General features: G+C 35.0%; 11 protein-coding genes. All 11 read left to right on the top strand.

What is annotated here, in order from left to right; genetic code table 11:
• The first annotated feature begins 214 nt into the window (after window positions 1-214).
• On the top strand, window positions 215-2,857 hold the full coding sequence (gene alaS / locus FM121_RS07375) for an alanine--tRNA ligase (RefSeq protein WP_086951529.1): 2,643 nt from the start codon (window positions 215-217) through the stop codon (window positions 2,855-2,857).
• Window positions 2,858-2,984: 127 nt separating this feature from the next.
• The gene (locus FM121_RS07370; protein WP_086951528.1) at window positions 2,985-3,659 is read left to right on the top strand and encodes an HAD family hydrolase; all 675 of its coding nucleotides are present in this window, start codon (window positions 2,985-2,987) and stop codon (window positions 3,657-3,659) included.
• A 174-nt stretch (window positions 3,660-3,833) separates the two neighbouring features.
• Entirely contained in the window at window positions 3,834-5,048 is a 1,215-nt protein-coding gene (locus tag FM121_RS07365; protein ID WP_179203816.1) for a bacterial Ig-like domain-containing protein, read from the top strand.
• A 217-nt stretch (window positions 5,049-5,265) separates the two neighbouring features.
• Window positions 5,266-5,553 (top strand): UPF0223 family protein, encoded by a 288-nt coding sequence (locus tag FM121_RS07360; protein WP_086951526.1) that lies wholly within the window; start codon window positions 5,266-5,268, stop codon window positions 5,551-5,553.
• Complete coding sequence (locus tag FM121_RS07355; RefSeq protein WP_086951525.1) at window positions 5,550-6,314, top strand: inositol monophosphatase family protein; 765 nt, start codon at window positions 5,550-5,552, stop codon at window positions 6,312-6,314. Before FM121_RS07360 ends, FM121_RS07355 begins: the two co-directional genes overlap by 4 nt.
• Window positions 6,315-6,449: 135 nt before the next feature.
• On the top strand, window positions 6,450-8,291 hold the full coding sequence (gene typA / locus FM121_RS07350) for a translational GTPase TypA (protein ID WP_086951524.1): 1,842 nt from the start codon (window positions 6,450-6,452) through the stop codon (window positions 8,289-8,291).
• A 164-nt stretch (window positions 8,292-8,455) separates the two neighbouring features.
• Complete coding sequence (pcrA, locus tag FM121_RS07340) at window positions 8,456-10,705, top strand: DNA helicase PcrA (RefSeq protein WP_086951522.1); 2,250 nt, start codon at window positions 8,456-8,458, stop codon at window positions 10,703-10,705.
• Window positions 10,706-10,719: 14 nt separating this feature from the next.
• A complete protein-coding gene (ligA, locus tag FM121_RS07335) occupies window positions 10,720-12,741 on the top strand; it encodes an NAD-dependent DNA ligase LigA (RefSeq protein ID WP_086951521.1) in 2,022 nt (673 codons plus the stop codon).
• Between the two features lie 57 nt (window positions 12,742-12,798).
• A complete protein-coding gene (gene gatC, locus FM121_RS07330; protein ID WP_086951520.1) occupies window positions 12,799-13,104 on the top strand; it encodes an Asp-tRNA(Asn)/Glu-tRNA(Gln) amidotransferase subunit GatC in 306 nt (101 codons plus the stop codon).
• Window positions 13,104-14,573: an Asp-tRNA(Asn)/Glu-tRNA(Gln) amidotransferase subunit GatA gene (gene gatA, locus FM121_RS07325; RefSeq protein WP_086951519.1), complete on the top strand. Its 1,470-nt coding sequence runs from the start codon at window positions 13,104-13,106 to the stop codon at window positions 14,571-14,573. The genes gatC and gatA overlap by 1 nt, the downstream gene beginning before the upstream one ends.
• Window positions 14,573-16,003 carry an Asp-tRNA(Asn)/Glu-tRNA(Gln) amidotransferase subunit GatB gene (gene gatB, locus FM121_RS07320; protein WP_086951518.1) on the top strand — a complete coding sequence of 477 codons (1,431 nt, stop codon included), beginning with the start codon at window positions 14,573-14,575 and terminating at the stop codon, window positions 16,001-16,003. The genes gatA and gatB overlap by 1 nt, the downstream gene beginning before the upstream one ends.
• The last annotated feature ends 2 nt before the right edge of the window (window positions 16,004-16,005 follow it).

Genomic DNA, 16,005 nt, shown 5'->3' with positions numbered 1-16,005 from the left:
CAGCAGTGAAGAGAGCTTTCTGTCAGGTGAAAAGAAAGACTGCTTAAAAATATTGGCTACTTTACCAAAAATGATAAGAAATTATCACGACTTACTTTGCGTTAAAAAGTACTTAAGAGGTAATGAATGCTAAAGCATCGTTGCAATCAAGGTGGTACCGCGTAAATCGTCCTTGACTGCAAGGTGCTTTTTTCTATTTTTAGGAGGAAAAAAGATGAAACCATTAACAAGTGTTGAAGTAAGACAGATGTATCTAGATTTTTTTAAATCAAAAGGTCACCAAGTAGAGCCAAGTGCCTCTTTGGTACCGATTGAAGATCCAAGTTTATTATGGATTAACTCAGGTGTTGCCACATTAAAAAAATATTTTGATGGTACTGTGACACCTGAAAATCCCAAAATTACAAATTCACAAAAAAGTATCCGCACAAACGATATTGAGAATGTTGGTAAAACAGCTCGTCACCATACGATGTTTGAAATGCTAGGGAACTTCTCAATTGGAGATTATTTTAAGAAAGAAGCCATTCATTGGGCGTGGGAATTATTAACAAGCGAAGAATGGTTTGCTTTAGATAAATCTAAATTATATGTGACTGTCTATCCAGAAGACACAGAAACTCGTCGAATTTGGCATGAAGAAGTTGGCTTACCACAAGAATCAATTATCGATATTGAAGATAATTTTTGGGATATTGGAGCTGGACCATGTGGACCAGACTCTGAAATTTTCTATGATCGTGGTCAAGCATTTAACGATGTGTCAGAAGATGATCCAGAGAATTACCCTGGTGGAGAAAATGAGCGTTACTTAGAAATTTGGAACTTAGTATTTTCTGAATTCAATCACACAGAAAACCATGAGTACGAACCATTACCACACAAAAATATTGATACAGGCATGGGATTAGAGCGTATGGTATCGATCTTCCAAGATGCACCGACAAACTTTGAAACGGACCTGTTCTTACCAATTATTCACGCAACGGAAGAAATGTCAGCTAATAAAAAATATGAGGATGATTTAGCGACAAAAACATCATTTAAAGTGATTGCAGATCATGTCCGCGCAGTATCGTTTGCAATTGGTGATGGTGCGTTACCATCTAATGAAGGTCGTGGGTACGTGCTACGTCGCTTATTACGTCGTGCTGTGATGCATGGTAAAAAGTTAGGGATTGATGAAGCTTTTCTTTATAAATTAGTACCAGTTGTGGGGAACATTATGGAGAGTTACTATCCAGAAGTTTTAGAAAAACAAGCGTTCATTCAAAAAATTATCCGCACAGAAGAAGAAAGATTCCATGAAACAATTAATGATGGCTTACAAATTATTACCGATTTAATTGCTTCTATGAAATCAGAAGGAAAAGATACACTTGCAGGAAAAGATATCTTTAAATTATATGATACATATGGCTTCCCGGTTGAATTAACAGAAGAAATGGCAGAAGAACAAGGCCTTAAAGTTGACCACGAAGGATTTGAAGTTGAAATGACAGCTCAGAGAGAACGTGCTCGTGCTGCTCGTTCAACAGAAAGCTCAATGAATGTTCAATCAGCTGTTTTATCAGAACTTAAAGCTGAGAGTGAATTCATGGGATACACTGAAACAAAAGCAACGGCAAAATTAGTGGCAATCGTTCAAGAGGATGCTATCCAAGAAAAAGTGTCTCAAAAAGACGCACAACTTGTTTTTGATATCACACCTTTCTACGCTGAAATGGGTGGACAGGTTGCAGATAAAGGAACGATTCAAACAGCGTCAGGCGAAATTGTAGCGAATGTTTTAAATGTTAAAAAAGCACCAAATAGTCAACCACTTCACTTAGTAGAGGTTGTTGGTGAATTAGTCTTAGGTCAAACTTATGAACTAGTTGTTGATGAGATGTTACGAAATAAAATTATTAAAAACCATACAGCAACCCATCTTTTACACCGTGCTTTAAAAGATGTATTAGGCGAGCATGCGAACCAAGCAGGTTCATTAGTTGCTTCAGGTAACTTACGTTTTGACTTCACTCACTTTGAACAAGTAACAGCTGAAGAATTGGCTGAAATGGAGCGCAAAGTAAATGAAAAAATCTGGGAAAGTATTCCAGTATCAACCATCGAAACAGACGTAGCAACAGCTAAAGAAATGAGCGCTATGGCATTATTTGGTGAAAAATATGGTAAAGTTGTCCGTGTTGTGAGTGTTTCTGATTACTCTGTTGAGCTATGTGGTGGGGTTCATGTTAGAAATACATCTGATATCGGTATCTTCAAAATTGTTTCCGAATCAGGAATTGGTGCTGGTGTAAGACGGATTGAGGCAGTAACAAGTAAAGAAGCTTTTGAACTTTTACATGAAGAAGAAATGGCGTTAAAAGAAATTTCTCATATGGTGAAAGCACCGCAACTTAAAGAGGCAGTTTCAAAAGTGAATACCTTACAAGAACAGTTACGAGAGTTACAAAAAGAAAATGAAGCTTTATCATCTAAATTAGCAAATGCTGAAGGAGATCAAATCTTTAAAGATATCCAAACTGTTAATGGTGCAACTGTAATTGCCGCTGAAGTTAACGTAAAAGATATGAATCAATTACGCCAATTAGCTGATCAATGGAAACAAAACGACTACTCAGATATTTTAGTTCTAGGAACAGCCCAAGACGGAAAAGTCAGCTTACTTGTGGCTATGAATAAAGAGATGAACGCTAAAGGCTTAAAAGCGGGTGACTTAATTAAAGAAATCGCTCCTAAAGTTGGCGGTGGCGGTGGTGGTCGTCCAGATATGGCTCAAGCTGGGGGCAAAAATCCGGCAGGTATGAAAGATGCTTTAGCAGCTGTGATAACATGGTTGGAAAGTAAATAGTAGGGTGTAAAAAAAGGCGCTTAGTTCCTCCAGTTGCCGAAAGAGCTGCCTATTTTTACTAAACTGAAAATAAAATAGTAAGGAGATGATTTTTTAGTCATCTCTTTATTTATCTAGGAGAATAAACATGACATTAGAAGCGATTATTTTTGATATGGATGGTGTTCTGATTGATTCTGAAAAATTTTATATGGAATCAGAGCAACTTATTTTAAAATCATTTGGAATAGAAGTGGAACCGCTTCACTTTAGAAAATATTGCGGAACGACACAAGATTATATTTGGAGTCATATTAAAGAAGAGTTTGATTTACCAGTTTCAGTGGCAGAATTGAAAGAAATAGCACCTGAATACTTATTGAAACTATTTAAAGAAAAAGGGGTAGAGCTGATACCGGGTGTCAAAAAGGTTGTCACTGATTTAGCAGACTCACCTTTAAAAACAGCAGTTGCCTCTTCAACGGGTAAAAAATTAATCAAAGAACATTTAACTGAGTTAGATATTGTGACTTGTTTTGATACATTGCAATCCGGAGAAGAAGTAGAGCATTCAAAGCCGGCACCAGATGTTTTCTTGAAAGCAGCCGAAGTGTTAGGTGTTAAACCAGAAAATTGTCTTGTTATCGAGGATTCACGAAATGGTGTTCTTGCAGCAAAAGCAGCGGGAATGACTTGTATTGGTTTTAATAATTTAAATTATCCACCTATTGACATCAAAGAAGCAGATGAGATTATTACAGACATGTCAGTTTTAACGTTAGATTTTTTAAAAGAAGGATATAAAAATAGTAAGCTTATATAAGTTTTGAACTCAACGGTAGAAAGTACTGTTGAGTTTTTTATGTGTCGTAAATATAAAATATAGATTAAATGTAATATTTGTAATTTATTTGTAATATTAGTTGCTTTATTGTCATAATATATTGTAGAATAAGGTTAAGAAAAGAAATAGTTATTTAAAGAAAGGATGAGTGAAATGAAAAAAGTAAGCGGATTATTTATAACAATGTTACTTCTGTCACTTTCTGCTCCAATGATCTCTTTAGCTACAGATGAGGTTTCCACAACATCAAGTACTAAAAAAGAGCAAGTCACTCCTGTTCTTGAAGTGAAAAATTTATTTGTAAAAGATGTTAACTTACCAACGGGTACCAAATGGGATGCTTCGTTAGGGTTTAATGGTGTAGAAATGTCAGATGGAACAAAACTTGCATGGAAAGACGTTGTTAATGATTTAATAGTAACAGGAGATGTGAACTCAGAACAACCTGGTACATATCCGGTGACATATACTTATGGGAATAAAAAAGCAACGATGAACGTGACTGTAAAAATGATGGAAGTAGTAAAAGTACAGGCAATTTCACTTAAAGATATCAATCTGCCATTAGGTATTGAATGGCAGCCAATTAACAGCTTTAATTATATCGAAATGTCAGATGGAACAAAACTATCATGGGAAAAAGTTGCTAAAGATATTAAAGTGACGGGCGTGGTAGATTCTCAAAAACAAGGAGTTTATAAAGTTAGTTACTCTTATGAAGATCAACAAGGCACAGCAAACGTGACTGTAAAAGATATGGAAGTTATTAAAGTACAAGAAATTTCAGTAAAAGATATTAATCTTCCAATTGGTGAAAAATGGGATGCTTCCCAAAATTTTAACTATATCCTATTATCAAATGGTGTCAAACTTTATTGGAAAGACGTTGTTAATGATATCAAGGTGGATCAACAGGCAATTGATACTAATCAGCCAGGAACACATAAAGTAACTTATACTTATGATGATAAGTCAGCGTCAGCAAATGTTACAGTTGGTATTTTTGAAGTTATTAAAGTTCAGCAAATTATATTAAAAAATACGACAATTCCTAACGGTAGTAAATGGCAGACATCTGATAATTTTGTAACCGCTAAAATGTCAGATGGAACTGAGAGAAATTGGGCAGAAATTTCTAAGGATATAAAAATAATTGGAACTGTAGATACAAATAAAGATGGTGTTTATAAAGTAACATACAGACTAGAGGATAAAGAAGAAACAGCAATGATTACTGTGACAAGTAAAAAAATACTACCTCAAACAGGAGAAAGCAAATCAACAATTATGTTTGTTATAGGTGTACTACTAATTCCTTTAGCTGCTGGAATAATGATTTACAAGAAGAAAAAAATTAATTTAGATTAAAATCGAAAAGAGGTTGACCATTTTAGGTCAGCCTCTTAATTATTTATGTGAATAATTTTTAATCGTCAAGGAATAAAAAGTTTACTTTACAGGCTATTGGAAGTAAACAGCTCTTCCGCCACCTTGTTTTTATTTTTTAAATAGCTTTTTATCTTATATGACTATCACAAATTCTATTTTTTTGATACACTGAATTACAAGAGGAAAAGGTGAAACGATGAAAGAAAATTATAATTATCCGTTAAATCCCGAATGGACAACAGAAGAACTGATCTTAGTAGTGAATTTATGGGGTATCTTAGAAGCAGCTTATGAAAAAAAAGTCACGGCTGAGGATTTTCTAAAAAACTATACTGAGTTTAAAACCGTTGTCAAAAGTATTGGAGAAGAACGTGAACTTGGTCGAGATTTTGAAGAAGCTTCGGGTTATTCTTTATACCATGTAGTTAAGCAAGCTAAAATCCAAAAAACGGGTATCCTTAAAAGAAAGGATTTTGACAAATGACAAATGAGACATTGATGAACCAAGTTATTGACTGGGTAAATGAAGCGGCAGATCAAATACGAGAAAAATTAATGTTACCAATTGAAATTGAAGAAAAAAGCAGCCGTCATGACCTAGTTACGAATGTGGATAAAGAAACTGAAACTTTTTTAGTTAATAAAATCAGAACATTTTACCCGGAAGACCATATATTAGGTGAAGAGGGTTTAGGAGATCAGTTAAAGGATACAAAAGGACGAGTCTGGATTATTGACCCAATTGATGGAACGTTAAATTTTGTTAAACAGCAGGAAAATTTTTGTATTATGATTGGTATTTTTGTAGATAATGTACCGATTTTGGGCTTTATTTATGATGTTATAAAAGATGAATTCGCTTATGGTGGACGTGAAACAGGAGTCTTTGTTAATGGTAAACCAGTAGAAAAAATAAAAAATATTGGTTTAAGAGATGGCTTAATTGGGGTTAACGGGGCAATGTTTTGTCACAATATATTTAAAGTTAGAGAAATCGCCACTGAAGCTGTGGGAGTCCGCATGTTAGGGTGTGCTGGACTTGATTTTCTCAATGTGATTAGAGGTAAACAAAATGGCTATATTTCAAATTTAGCACCTTGGGATTTTTCCGCAGGGGTTGCGCTTAGTGAGCCTTTAGGGTTAAAATGTTCTAAGTTCGATGGAAGTCAATATGACGTTCTAGGTGAGCGGCAATATTTTATTGTTGCAACTGAAAAAACCTATAATGAAATAGTAAATTATTAAATTTTTTAAAAAAAATCGTGAAATGAAAACTTTTCACTTTTTTTCAGGCGTTTTTTTTGTTATAATAAGCAGTCGGAAAAATTAGGCAAGCAAGGCTTGTCTATTGTTTTAATAGAGTGAGGAGAGTCTATAATAGTGAAATTAAGAGAAGATATTCGTAATGTGGCAATTATTGCCCACGTCGATCATGGTAAAACAACGTTGGTTGATGAATTGTTGAAGCAGTCAAACACATTTGATGATCATGCACAAATTCAAGAGAGAGCCATGGATTCAGGAGATATCGAAAAAGAACGTGGTATTACAATTTTAGCTAAAAATACTGCCATTAACTACAAAGACAAACATATCAACATTTTAGATACACCAGGACATGCTGATTTTGGTGGCGAAGTTGAACGTATTATGAAAATGGTAGATGGTGTTATCTTAGTAGTAGATGCTTATGAAGGGACTATGCCCCAGACACGTTTCGTATTGAAAAAAGCTTTAGAACAAAAATTAACACCAATCGTTGTTGTTAATAAAATTGATAAAGCAACAGCTCGTCCTGCAGAAGTTGTGGATGAAGTTTTAGAATTACTAATCGAATTAGGTGCAGATGATGACCAATTAGAGTTTCCAGTAGTTTACGCTTCTGCCGTGAATGGAACGACTAGTTTATCAGATGACCCAGCAGATCAAGAAGCAACAATGGACTATGTATATGATGCTATCTTAGAACATATTCCTGCACCTGTTGATAATAGTGATGAGTCATTACAATTCCAAGTATCGTTATTAGATTATAGTGATTATGTTGGACGTATTGGTATCGGCCGTGTGTTCCGTGGAACAATCAAGGTCGGGGATCAGGTAGCTTTAATGAAACTTGATGGCGAAGTTAAAAAATTCAGGGTAACCAAACTTTTAGGATTCTTCGGTTTAGATCGTGTAGAAATTCAAGAAGCTAAAGCTGGAGATTTAATTGCTGTTTCTGGTATGGAAGATATCTTTGTTGGAGAAACAGTTACACCTGTTGATAACCAAGATGCATTGCCAATCTTACATATTGATGAGCCAACATTACAAATGACTTTCTTAGTTAATAATTCACCATTTGCTGGTAAAGAAGGTAAATACGTTACTTCACGTAAAATTGAAGAACGCTTATCTAACCAACTACAAACGGATGTGTCACTAAAAGTTGAAGAAACAGAATCTCCAGATAAGTGGACTGTATCAGGCCGTGGAGAGTTACATTTATCAATTTTAATTGAAAACATGCGTCGTGAAGGCTTTGAATTACAAGTTTCTCGCCCAACAGTTATTTATCGTGAAGTTGATGGAACTCTTTGTGAACCTTTCGAACGTGTTCAAATAGATACACCAGAGGAGTACATGGGTGGCGTTATTGAATCATTAGGTCAACGTAAAGCAGAAATGCAAGATATGATTAACTCAGGAAACGGTCAAGTAAGATTAGTCTTTTTAGCACCTGCTCGTGGATTAATTGGCTATTCTACAGAATTTATGTCACTGACTCGTGGATACGGCATTATGAATCACACGTTTGATTCTTATTTACCTGTAATTTCTGGATTAGTAAGTGGTCGTCGTAACGGTGCGCTTGTTTCTATTGATCAAGGGAAAGCAACTACGTATAGTATCATGAGTATTGAAGAACGTGGAACTGTTTATATTGAACCAGGTACTGAAGTATATGAAGGTATGATCGTCGGACAAAATAGCCGTGAAAATGACTTAGGTGTTAATATTACTAAAGCCAAACAAATGACTAACGTTCGTTCTGCTAATAAAGATCAAACATCTGTCATTAAAAAACCAAAAATATTGACGTTAGAAGAATCATTACAATTCTTAAATGATGATGAGTACTGTGAAGTAACACCAGAAAGTATTCGTTTAAGAAAACAAATTTTAAATAAATCTGAACGTGAAAAAGCAGCTAAAAAGAAAAAAACTGCTGATAACTAAGAAAATGAGGCGATATCGCCTCATTTTTTTTTGTATATTTTACTATTTCATTTTGTATAGTAAAAAAGCCTAGAATTAATGCAAAAATCTTCTCATTTTGAAGAAATATAATGGTTTTTTTGCTATAATGGAAAAGATTTGATAAGAAAGGGTGTTCGTACATCATGAGTAAAAAAGATAGCCTCATCCAAGGCTTAAATCAAAAACAAAAAGAAGCGGTAATGACAATTAACGGTCCGCTTTTAATTATGGCTGGAGCTGGTAGTGGGAAAACACGTGTTTTAACTCATAGGATTGCGTACATTATCCATGAAAAAGATATTAATCCATGGAATATTTTAGCTATTACTTTTACGAACAAAGCGGCTAAAGAGATGAAAGAGCGTGTTGTTGATATTTTAGGCACGACAGGAGAAGATGTCTGGGTATCTACTTTTCACTCGATGTGTGTTCGGATGTTACGTCGAGATGTAGATGTAATAGGCTTTAATCGTAATTTCACGATTTTAGATAGTAGTGATCAGTTAACTTTGATGAAACGAATTTTAAAAGAAGAAAATATTGATCCAAAAAAATATGATCCACGTAGTATGATTAGTGCAATTAGTAATGCTAAGAATGAATTATTAACACCAGAATTATATACAGAACGTTATACAGGCTTCTTTGAGAAAGTTGTGGGAACTTGCTATAAACGTTATCAAAAAGAATTGCGTCAAAATCAATCCATGGATTTTGATGATTTAATTATGTTAACGATTCGTTTGTTAAAAGAAAATCCAGATATTTTAAAGTACTATCAAAATAAGTTTCAGTATATTCACGTAGATGAGTATCAAGATACTAACCATGCTCAATATACGTTAGTTAATATGTTGGCTAAGAGATTTAATAATTTATGTGTTGTTGGGGATGCTGATCAAAGTATTTATGGTTGGCGTGGTGCTGATATGCAAAATATTTTAGATTTTGAAAAAGATTATCCAGATGCAACGACAATTCTTTTAGAACAAAATTATCGTTCAAGTAAAAATATCTTACAAGCAGCGAATAGTGTGATTGATAATAATGATAACCGTAAGAAAAAAGCACTTTGGACTGATAATGATGAAGGTGATAAAATCATTTATTTTCGTGGTGAAAATGAACGTGATGAAACACAATTTATTGTCTCTAATATACAAAAATTAGTAGCTGAAGAGAATAAACAATATGGAGATTTTTGTGTTTTATACCGAACAAACGCAATGAGTCGTGTGGTTGAGGAAACATTCTTAAAGTCTAATGTTCCTTATAAAATGGTCGGTGGACATAAGTTTTATGATCGTAAGGAAATTAGAGATATTTTAGCTTATTTAAATGTAATCTCTAATGAGATGGATTCTTTGAGTTTTGAGCGGGTAGTTAATTCTCCAAAACGTGGAATAGGACCTGGGACAGTCCAGAAATTACGTGATTTTGCAGATATTCATTCTTGGTCATTACTTCAAGCAGCAATTGATGTCGATTTGACAGGTATTACTGGGAAAGCGCGTAATGAATTAGCTGGATTTGGTGCAATGATGGAAGATTTTAAAAACATGATTTCATTTTTAAGTGTGACAGAGTTAGTAGAACAAGTTCTAGATAAAAGTGATTATAGAGAAGATTTAAGACGGCAAAATACTTTAGAAGCTCATTCTAGACTAGAAAACTTAGAAGAGTTCTTATCTGTGACAAAAGAATTCGACAAGCGTTTCGAAATAGGTGACTATGATAGTGGAGAGCCAGAAGAAGAACAACCAAATAAATTAACGCTGTTTTTAAATGATCTAGCTCTAGTTTCTGACATCGATAGTTTAGAAGAAGGTCAGACACAAGTGACATTCATGACACTTCATGCGGCAAAAGGCTTGGAATTTTCTCATGTTTTCTTAATGGGAATGGAAGAGGGTGTTTTTCCACTATCAAGAGCCTTACTTGAAAATGATGAATTAGAAGAAGAACGACGTTTAGCTTATGTAGGAATTACCCGGGCAGAGGAAAAATTATTCTTAACAAACGCCTTTAGCCGAACTCTTTATGGCCGAACTCAGTACAACCGTCCCTCACGCTTTTTAGGTGAAATTGATGAAAAAGTGATGGAATCATTTGGACGTGAAAATAAAGTGGTTCGACAAACGCCAATTGGTGAAAGAAAAACACGTTCTAGTTACATTCAGCCAGAAAATACTAAGGTTTCTAGTAAAGTTCAAACGGGTGGTGAAACAAGTGTTTGGAAACCAGGGGATAAAGCAGAGCATAAAAAATGGGGCGTAGGAACAGTTGTTAAGGTTTCTGGGACAAGTAAAGACTTAGAATTAGATATAGCCTTTCCACAACAAGGAATCAAGCGATTATTAGCTGCCTTTGCACCAATTACTAAAGTAGACTAAGGGAGTGATAGGAATTGGATAAAGAACAAGTAAAAACAGAACTTTTGGAACGCAATCAACAATTAAAAAAATGGGCCAAAGAATACTATGAATTAGATACACCAACTGTGGAAGATTCTGAGTATGATCAGTTATACCAACAATTAGTAACTTTAGAGGAAGCTCATCCAGAACTTGTTTCATCTGACTCAATCACTCAGAAAATTGGTGGACAAATTTCATCTGGTTTTACTAAAGTAACTCATAATATTCCGATGATGAGTTTAGGAAATGCTTTTAATAAAGAAGATTTATTGAGCTTTGATCAGCGAATTAAAAAACTAACAGATATTACAATAGAGTACATGGTCGAATTAAAAATTGATGGATTGGCAATTAATTTACGCTATGAAGATGGTCAATTTGTACAAGGGGCAACACGGGGAGATGGTTCTGTTGGCGAGGACATTACTCAAAATTTAAAAACAGTTAAATCGATTCCTATGAAGTTAAAAGAACCTTTAACTGTTGATGTTCGTGGGGAATGTTACATGTCAAAAAAATCATTTATTCAACTGAATGAAACGCGAGAACAGTCAGGTGAAAACGTCTTTGCAAATCCGAGGAATGCAGCAGCAGGTAGTCTAAGATTGTTAGATTCAAGCATAACGGCTCAAAGAAATTTAAGTACATTCATTTATTCTGTAGCTGATACAGATAATTTTATGATGAGTACTCAAAGTGATTCGTTAGAGAAATTAGATACGTTAGGTTTTAAAACGAACCAACAACGTAAACTGTGCCAGTCTATTGAAGAAGTTTGGGACTACATTGAAAGTTTTCTAGATCATCGTCATGAGTTAGATTATGAAATTGACGGCATTGTAATCAAGGTTAACGATTTCAATGCACAACAAGAAATTGGCTTTACGGTGAAAGCTCCTAAATGGGCAATTGCCTATAAATTTCCAGCAGAGGAAGCTGAAACAGTTATTAGAGATATTGAATGGACGGTTGGTCGAACAGGTGTTGTGACCCCAACTGCTGTGATGGATCCAGTGCAATTAGCTGGTTCAACAGTGGCTCGTGCCAGTCTTCATAATGTCGATTTAATTAAAGAAAAAGATATCCGATTATTAGATGCAGTGATGATCCATAAAGCAGGAGATATCATACCTGAAGTTACGCGTGTCTTAGTTGATAAAAGAGATCCATCAAGTAAACCATACGAAATTCCAACGCATTGCCCTGCTTGTGAGTCAGAACTTGAGCGAATTGAATCAGAAGTAGCCTTAAGATGTATGAACCCAATGTGTCCAGCACAGATTAAAGAAGGACTCAACCATTTTGTATCAAGAAACGCGATGAATATTGATGGCTTAGGCCCTCGTGTTTTAGAGCAGATGTATGACAAAGGGATTATTAAAAATGTAGCAGATTTATACTTTGTGACAGAAGAAGAATTATTGACGTTAGATAAAATTAAAGAGAAATCAGCCAATAATATTTTATCAGCAATTTCAAATAGTAAAGATAATTCGTTAGAAAAATTAATATTTGGTTTAGGGATTCAACATGTAGGAGCTAAAGCAGCTAAGTTGATTGCTGAGAGATTTAAATATTTGGATGAGATCATAAAGGCATCTAAAGAGGAAATTAGTGCCATCGATGCGATTGGGCCAGTGATCGCTGATAGTCTGGTAAAGTATTTTGAAAATGAAGAAGTTCATGAGCTAGTTTCTGAATTAAAGCGTGCAGAACTTAATTTGGCATATTTAGGACAAACTGCAGAAGATTTAAATCAAATAGAGTCTCCTTTTAAAGATAAGGTGGTTGTTTTAACAGGAAAACTGACACACTTTAGTCGCAATGAAGCGAAAGAAAAAATTGAAGCACTAGGTGGAAAAGTGACGGGAAGTGTTTCTAAAAAAACAGATATCGTTGTAGCGGGTGAAGAAGCAGGAAGCAAGTTTGAAAAGGCAGAAAAACTTGAAATTACAGTGTGGAATGAAATTCAGATGGTAGATGCCATTGAAAATAGTACAAAAGTTGAATAAAATAGTGTAATGTATAAGTATTATGATTATTAGTAATGTAAGGAGCGAAAAATAAATATGGCAATCTCTAAAGAAGAAGTCAAACGTGTAGCTAATCTATCCAAACTTCAGTTTAGCGAAAATGAGTTGGAAGTTTTCACAACACAAATGGGGCAAATTATAGAAATGGTAGAACAATTAGAAGGTGTAAATACAGAAGGTGTCGCATTTACATCTAATGTAGCATCTGAAATCAGTGTTTTAAGAGACGATATTGTGATTCCTGGTGAATCTCGTGAAGAACTACTAAAAAATGTTCCAGAAACAAAAGATGGCTTTATTAAAGTGCCAGCTATTATGGATAATGGGGAGGCAGGCGCATAATGAGCGAATTATTTAAGTTAGGTGTCAAAGAGCTATCAGATAAAATTCAAACAAAAGAAGTCTCAGTAACAGAAGTAGTGAAAGAAACTTTTTCTAGAATAGAAGCAACAGAAAATCAATTAGAAGCTTTTATCACATTGAATGAAGAAAAAGCGATGGCAATAGCTAAAGAATTAGATGCTAAAGGGCCTTCAAGTGACAAACCGCTTGCAGGAATTCCAATTGGGATTAAAGATAATATTGTAACTAAAGATTTATTAACGACTGCAGCAAGTAAAATGCTACATAATTTTAATCCACCGTATGATGCGACAGTTATGACAAACATCTACGGATCAGACATGATCCCTGTTGGTAAATTAAACATGGACGAATTTGCTATGGGCTCATCAACTGAAACTTCATATTTCAAAAAAACAAAGAATGCTTGGAGTGCTGAAAAAGTTCCAGGTGGTTCTTCAGGTGGTTCAGCAGCGAGTGTTGCTGCCGGACAAATCCCAGCTTCACTTGGATCAGATACTGGAGGAAGTATCCGCCAACCAGCATCATATAACGGAATCGTAGGAATGAAACCAACATATGGACGTGTGTCACGTTTTGGTTTAATTGCTTTTGCTTCAAGTTTAGATCAAATTGGTCCTATGACTCGTAATGTAGAAGACAACGCAATGATTTTAAATGCAATTTCTAGTTATGATGTTAATGATAGTACAAGTTCTAAAAAAGAAATTCCTAATTTTTCATCATTGATTGGTGAAAGTGTTAAAGGAATGAAGATTGGTGTACCAAAAGAATTTATGACAGAAGGCGTGGATCCTGAAGTTAGAAAATCAATCGAAGAAGCGATTAAAACATACCGAGAATTAGGGGCAACTGTGGAAGAAGTCAGCTTACCTCACTCACCTTATGGCGTACAAGTTTATTATATTATTGCTTCATCAGAGGCCTCATCAAACTTACAACGTTTTGATGGAATCCGCTATGGTTACCGAACTGAAAATATAACAAATTTAGAAGATGTATATATCAATTCCCGATCTGAAGGATTTGGAGCTGAAGTTAAGCGTCGAATTATGTTAGGTACATTTTCATTAAGCTCTGGTTTTTATGATGCTTACTTTAAAAAAGCGGGTCAAGTCAGAACCTTAATTATTGATGATTTTAAACAAGTTTTTAGTGATTACGATTTAATATTAGGACCTGTTTCACCAACTATCGCTCATGATTTTGGAACGGATAAAGATGATCCAGTGACAGCTTACTTGCGTGATGTGCTAACAATTCCTGTTAACTTAGCAGGACTTCCTGGAATTAGTTTACCTTGTGGATTTTCTGAAGGAATGCCGATTGGATTGCAATTAATTGGTAATTACTTTGAAGAAGAAAAAATCTATCAAGCAGCTAGTGCTTTTGAAGCAGCAACAGAGTTTCATAAGATGAAACCTGTGATTTTAGGAGGTAATGCTTAATGAATTTTGAAACAATTATCGGACTTGAAGTTCATGTGGAGTTAAAAACAAACTCAAAAATCTTCTCATCTTCTGCAGCACATTTTGGGGCAGATCCTAATACAAATACAAACGTAGTTGATTTTAGTATGCCAGGTGTCCTACCTGTGATGAATAAAGGTGCTTTAGAATTTGGTATGCGTGCAGCACTAGCTTTAAACTGTACGATTTCTCAATCAACTCACTTTGACCGTAAAAACTATTTCTATCCAGATAACCCAAAAGCTTATCAAATTTCTCAAGCAGATGAGCCAATTGGTCATGACGGATGGCTTGAAATTGAAGTTGAGGGCAAAAAGAAAATTATCCGTATTGAACGTGTCCATTTAGAAGAGGATGCCGGTAAAAACATTCATGGTACAGATGGCTTCTCATATGTAGATTTAAATAGACAAGGAACACCATTAATAGAAATCGTCTCAGAAGCTGATATGCGCTCACCAGAAGAGGCTGCAGCGTATCTTGAAGCTATCAGATCAATTATCCAGTTTTCTGGTGTCAGTGACGTTAAAATGGAAGAAGGTTCAATGCGTTGTGATGCGAATATTTCGCTACGTCCTTATGGTCAAGAAAAATTTGGAACAAAAGCTGAGCTTAAAAATCTAAATTCAATTAGTAATGTAAAATTAGGTTTGATTCATGAAGAAAAACGTCAAGCAAAAGTTTTATTATCAGGTGGCGAGATTCAACAAGAAACAAGAAAATACGATGAGGCAACAAAATCAACCATTTTAATGCGTATCAAAGAAGGGGCTAGTGATTATCGCTACTTCCCAGAACCTGATGTTCCACGTATTGAGATTTCAGATGAGTGGGTTGAAGAAATTCGTCAGAGTATTCCTGAGCTTCCTGCGGCAAGACGAGCGCGTTATGTAAAAGAACTAGGATTACCAGAATATGATGCTATGGTTCTAACACTATCTCGTGATATGTCAGACTTCTTTAATGCTACTTTAGAAGAAGGCGCGGATGCTAAGCAAGCTTCTAACTGGTTGATGGGTGAGGTTTCAGCTTACTTAAATAGTGCAAAATTAGAGTTGTTAGAAACTAAATTAACACCTAGTAATTTAGCTGGGATGATTGAAGTTATCGCAGATGGCACTATTAGTTCAAAAATTGCTAAAACAGTCTTCAAAGAATTAATCGAGAACGGTGGAAACGCACGTGAAGTAGTTGAAGCTAAAGGATTAGTTCAATTATCAGATCCTGCTCAATTATTGCCAGTTATTAATGATATTTTAGATAACAATGAACAATCTATTGAAGATTTTAAAAATGGTAAGGGAAGAGCTGTCGGCTTCCTAGTAGGACAAATTATGAAAGCAACAAAAGGTAAAGCAAACCCAGGTGTTGTTAATAAACTATTGACGGAAGAATTATCGAAACGATAATC

Source organism: Vagococcus fluvialis bH819 (genome assembly GCF_900163795.1).
Classification (GTDB): domain Bacteria; phylum Bacillota; class Bacilli; order Lactobacillales; family Vagococcaceae; genus Vagococcus; species Vagococcus fluvialis_A.
The sequence above is the reverse complement of the archived record's forward strand: the minus strand, read 5'-3'. Positions and strand labels throughout refer to the sequence as shown.

Bases quoted from the DNA above. Each gene is read 5' to 3' on its own strand.
- FM121_RS07360 (WP_086951526.1), top strand. From the start codon at position 5,266: ATGAAAGAAAATTATAATTATCCGTTAAATCCCGAATGGACAACAGAA.
- FM121_RS07355 (WP_086951525.1), top strand. From the start codon at position 5,550: ATGACAAATGAGACATTGATGAACCAAGTTATTGACTGGGTAAATGAA.
- FM121_RS07370 (WP_086951528.1), top strand. From the start codon at position 2,985: ATGACATTAGAAGCGATTATTTTTGATATGGATGGTGTTCTGATTGAT.
- gatB (WP_086951518.1), top strand. From the start codon at position 14,573: ATGAATTTTGAAACAATTATCGGACTTGAAGTTCATGTGGAGTTAAAA.
- gatA (WP_086951519.1), top strand. From the start codon at position 13,104: ATGAGCGAATTATTTAAGTTAGGTGTCAAAGAGCTATCAGATAAAATT.
- gatC (WP_086951520.1), top strand. From the start codon at position 12,799: ATGGCAATCTCTAAAGAAGAAGTCAAACGTGTAGCTAATCTATCCAAA.
- alaS (WP_086951529.1), top strand. From the start codon at position 215: ATGAAACCATTAACAAGTGTTGAAGTAAGACAGATGTATCTAGATTTT.
- pcrA (WP_086951522.1), top strand. From the start codon at position 8,456: ATGAGTAAAAAAGATAGCCTCATCCAAGGCTTAAATCAAAAACAAAAA.
- FM121_RS07365 (WP_179203816.1), top strand. From the start codon at position 3,834: ATGAAAAAAGTAAGCGGATTATTTATAACAATGTTACTTCTGTCACTT.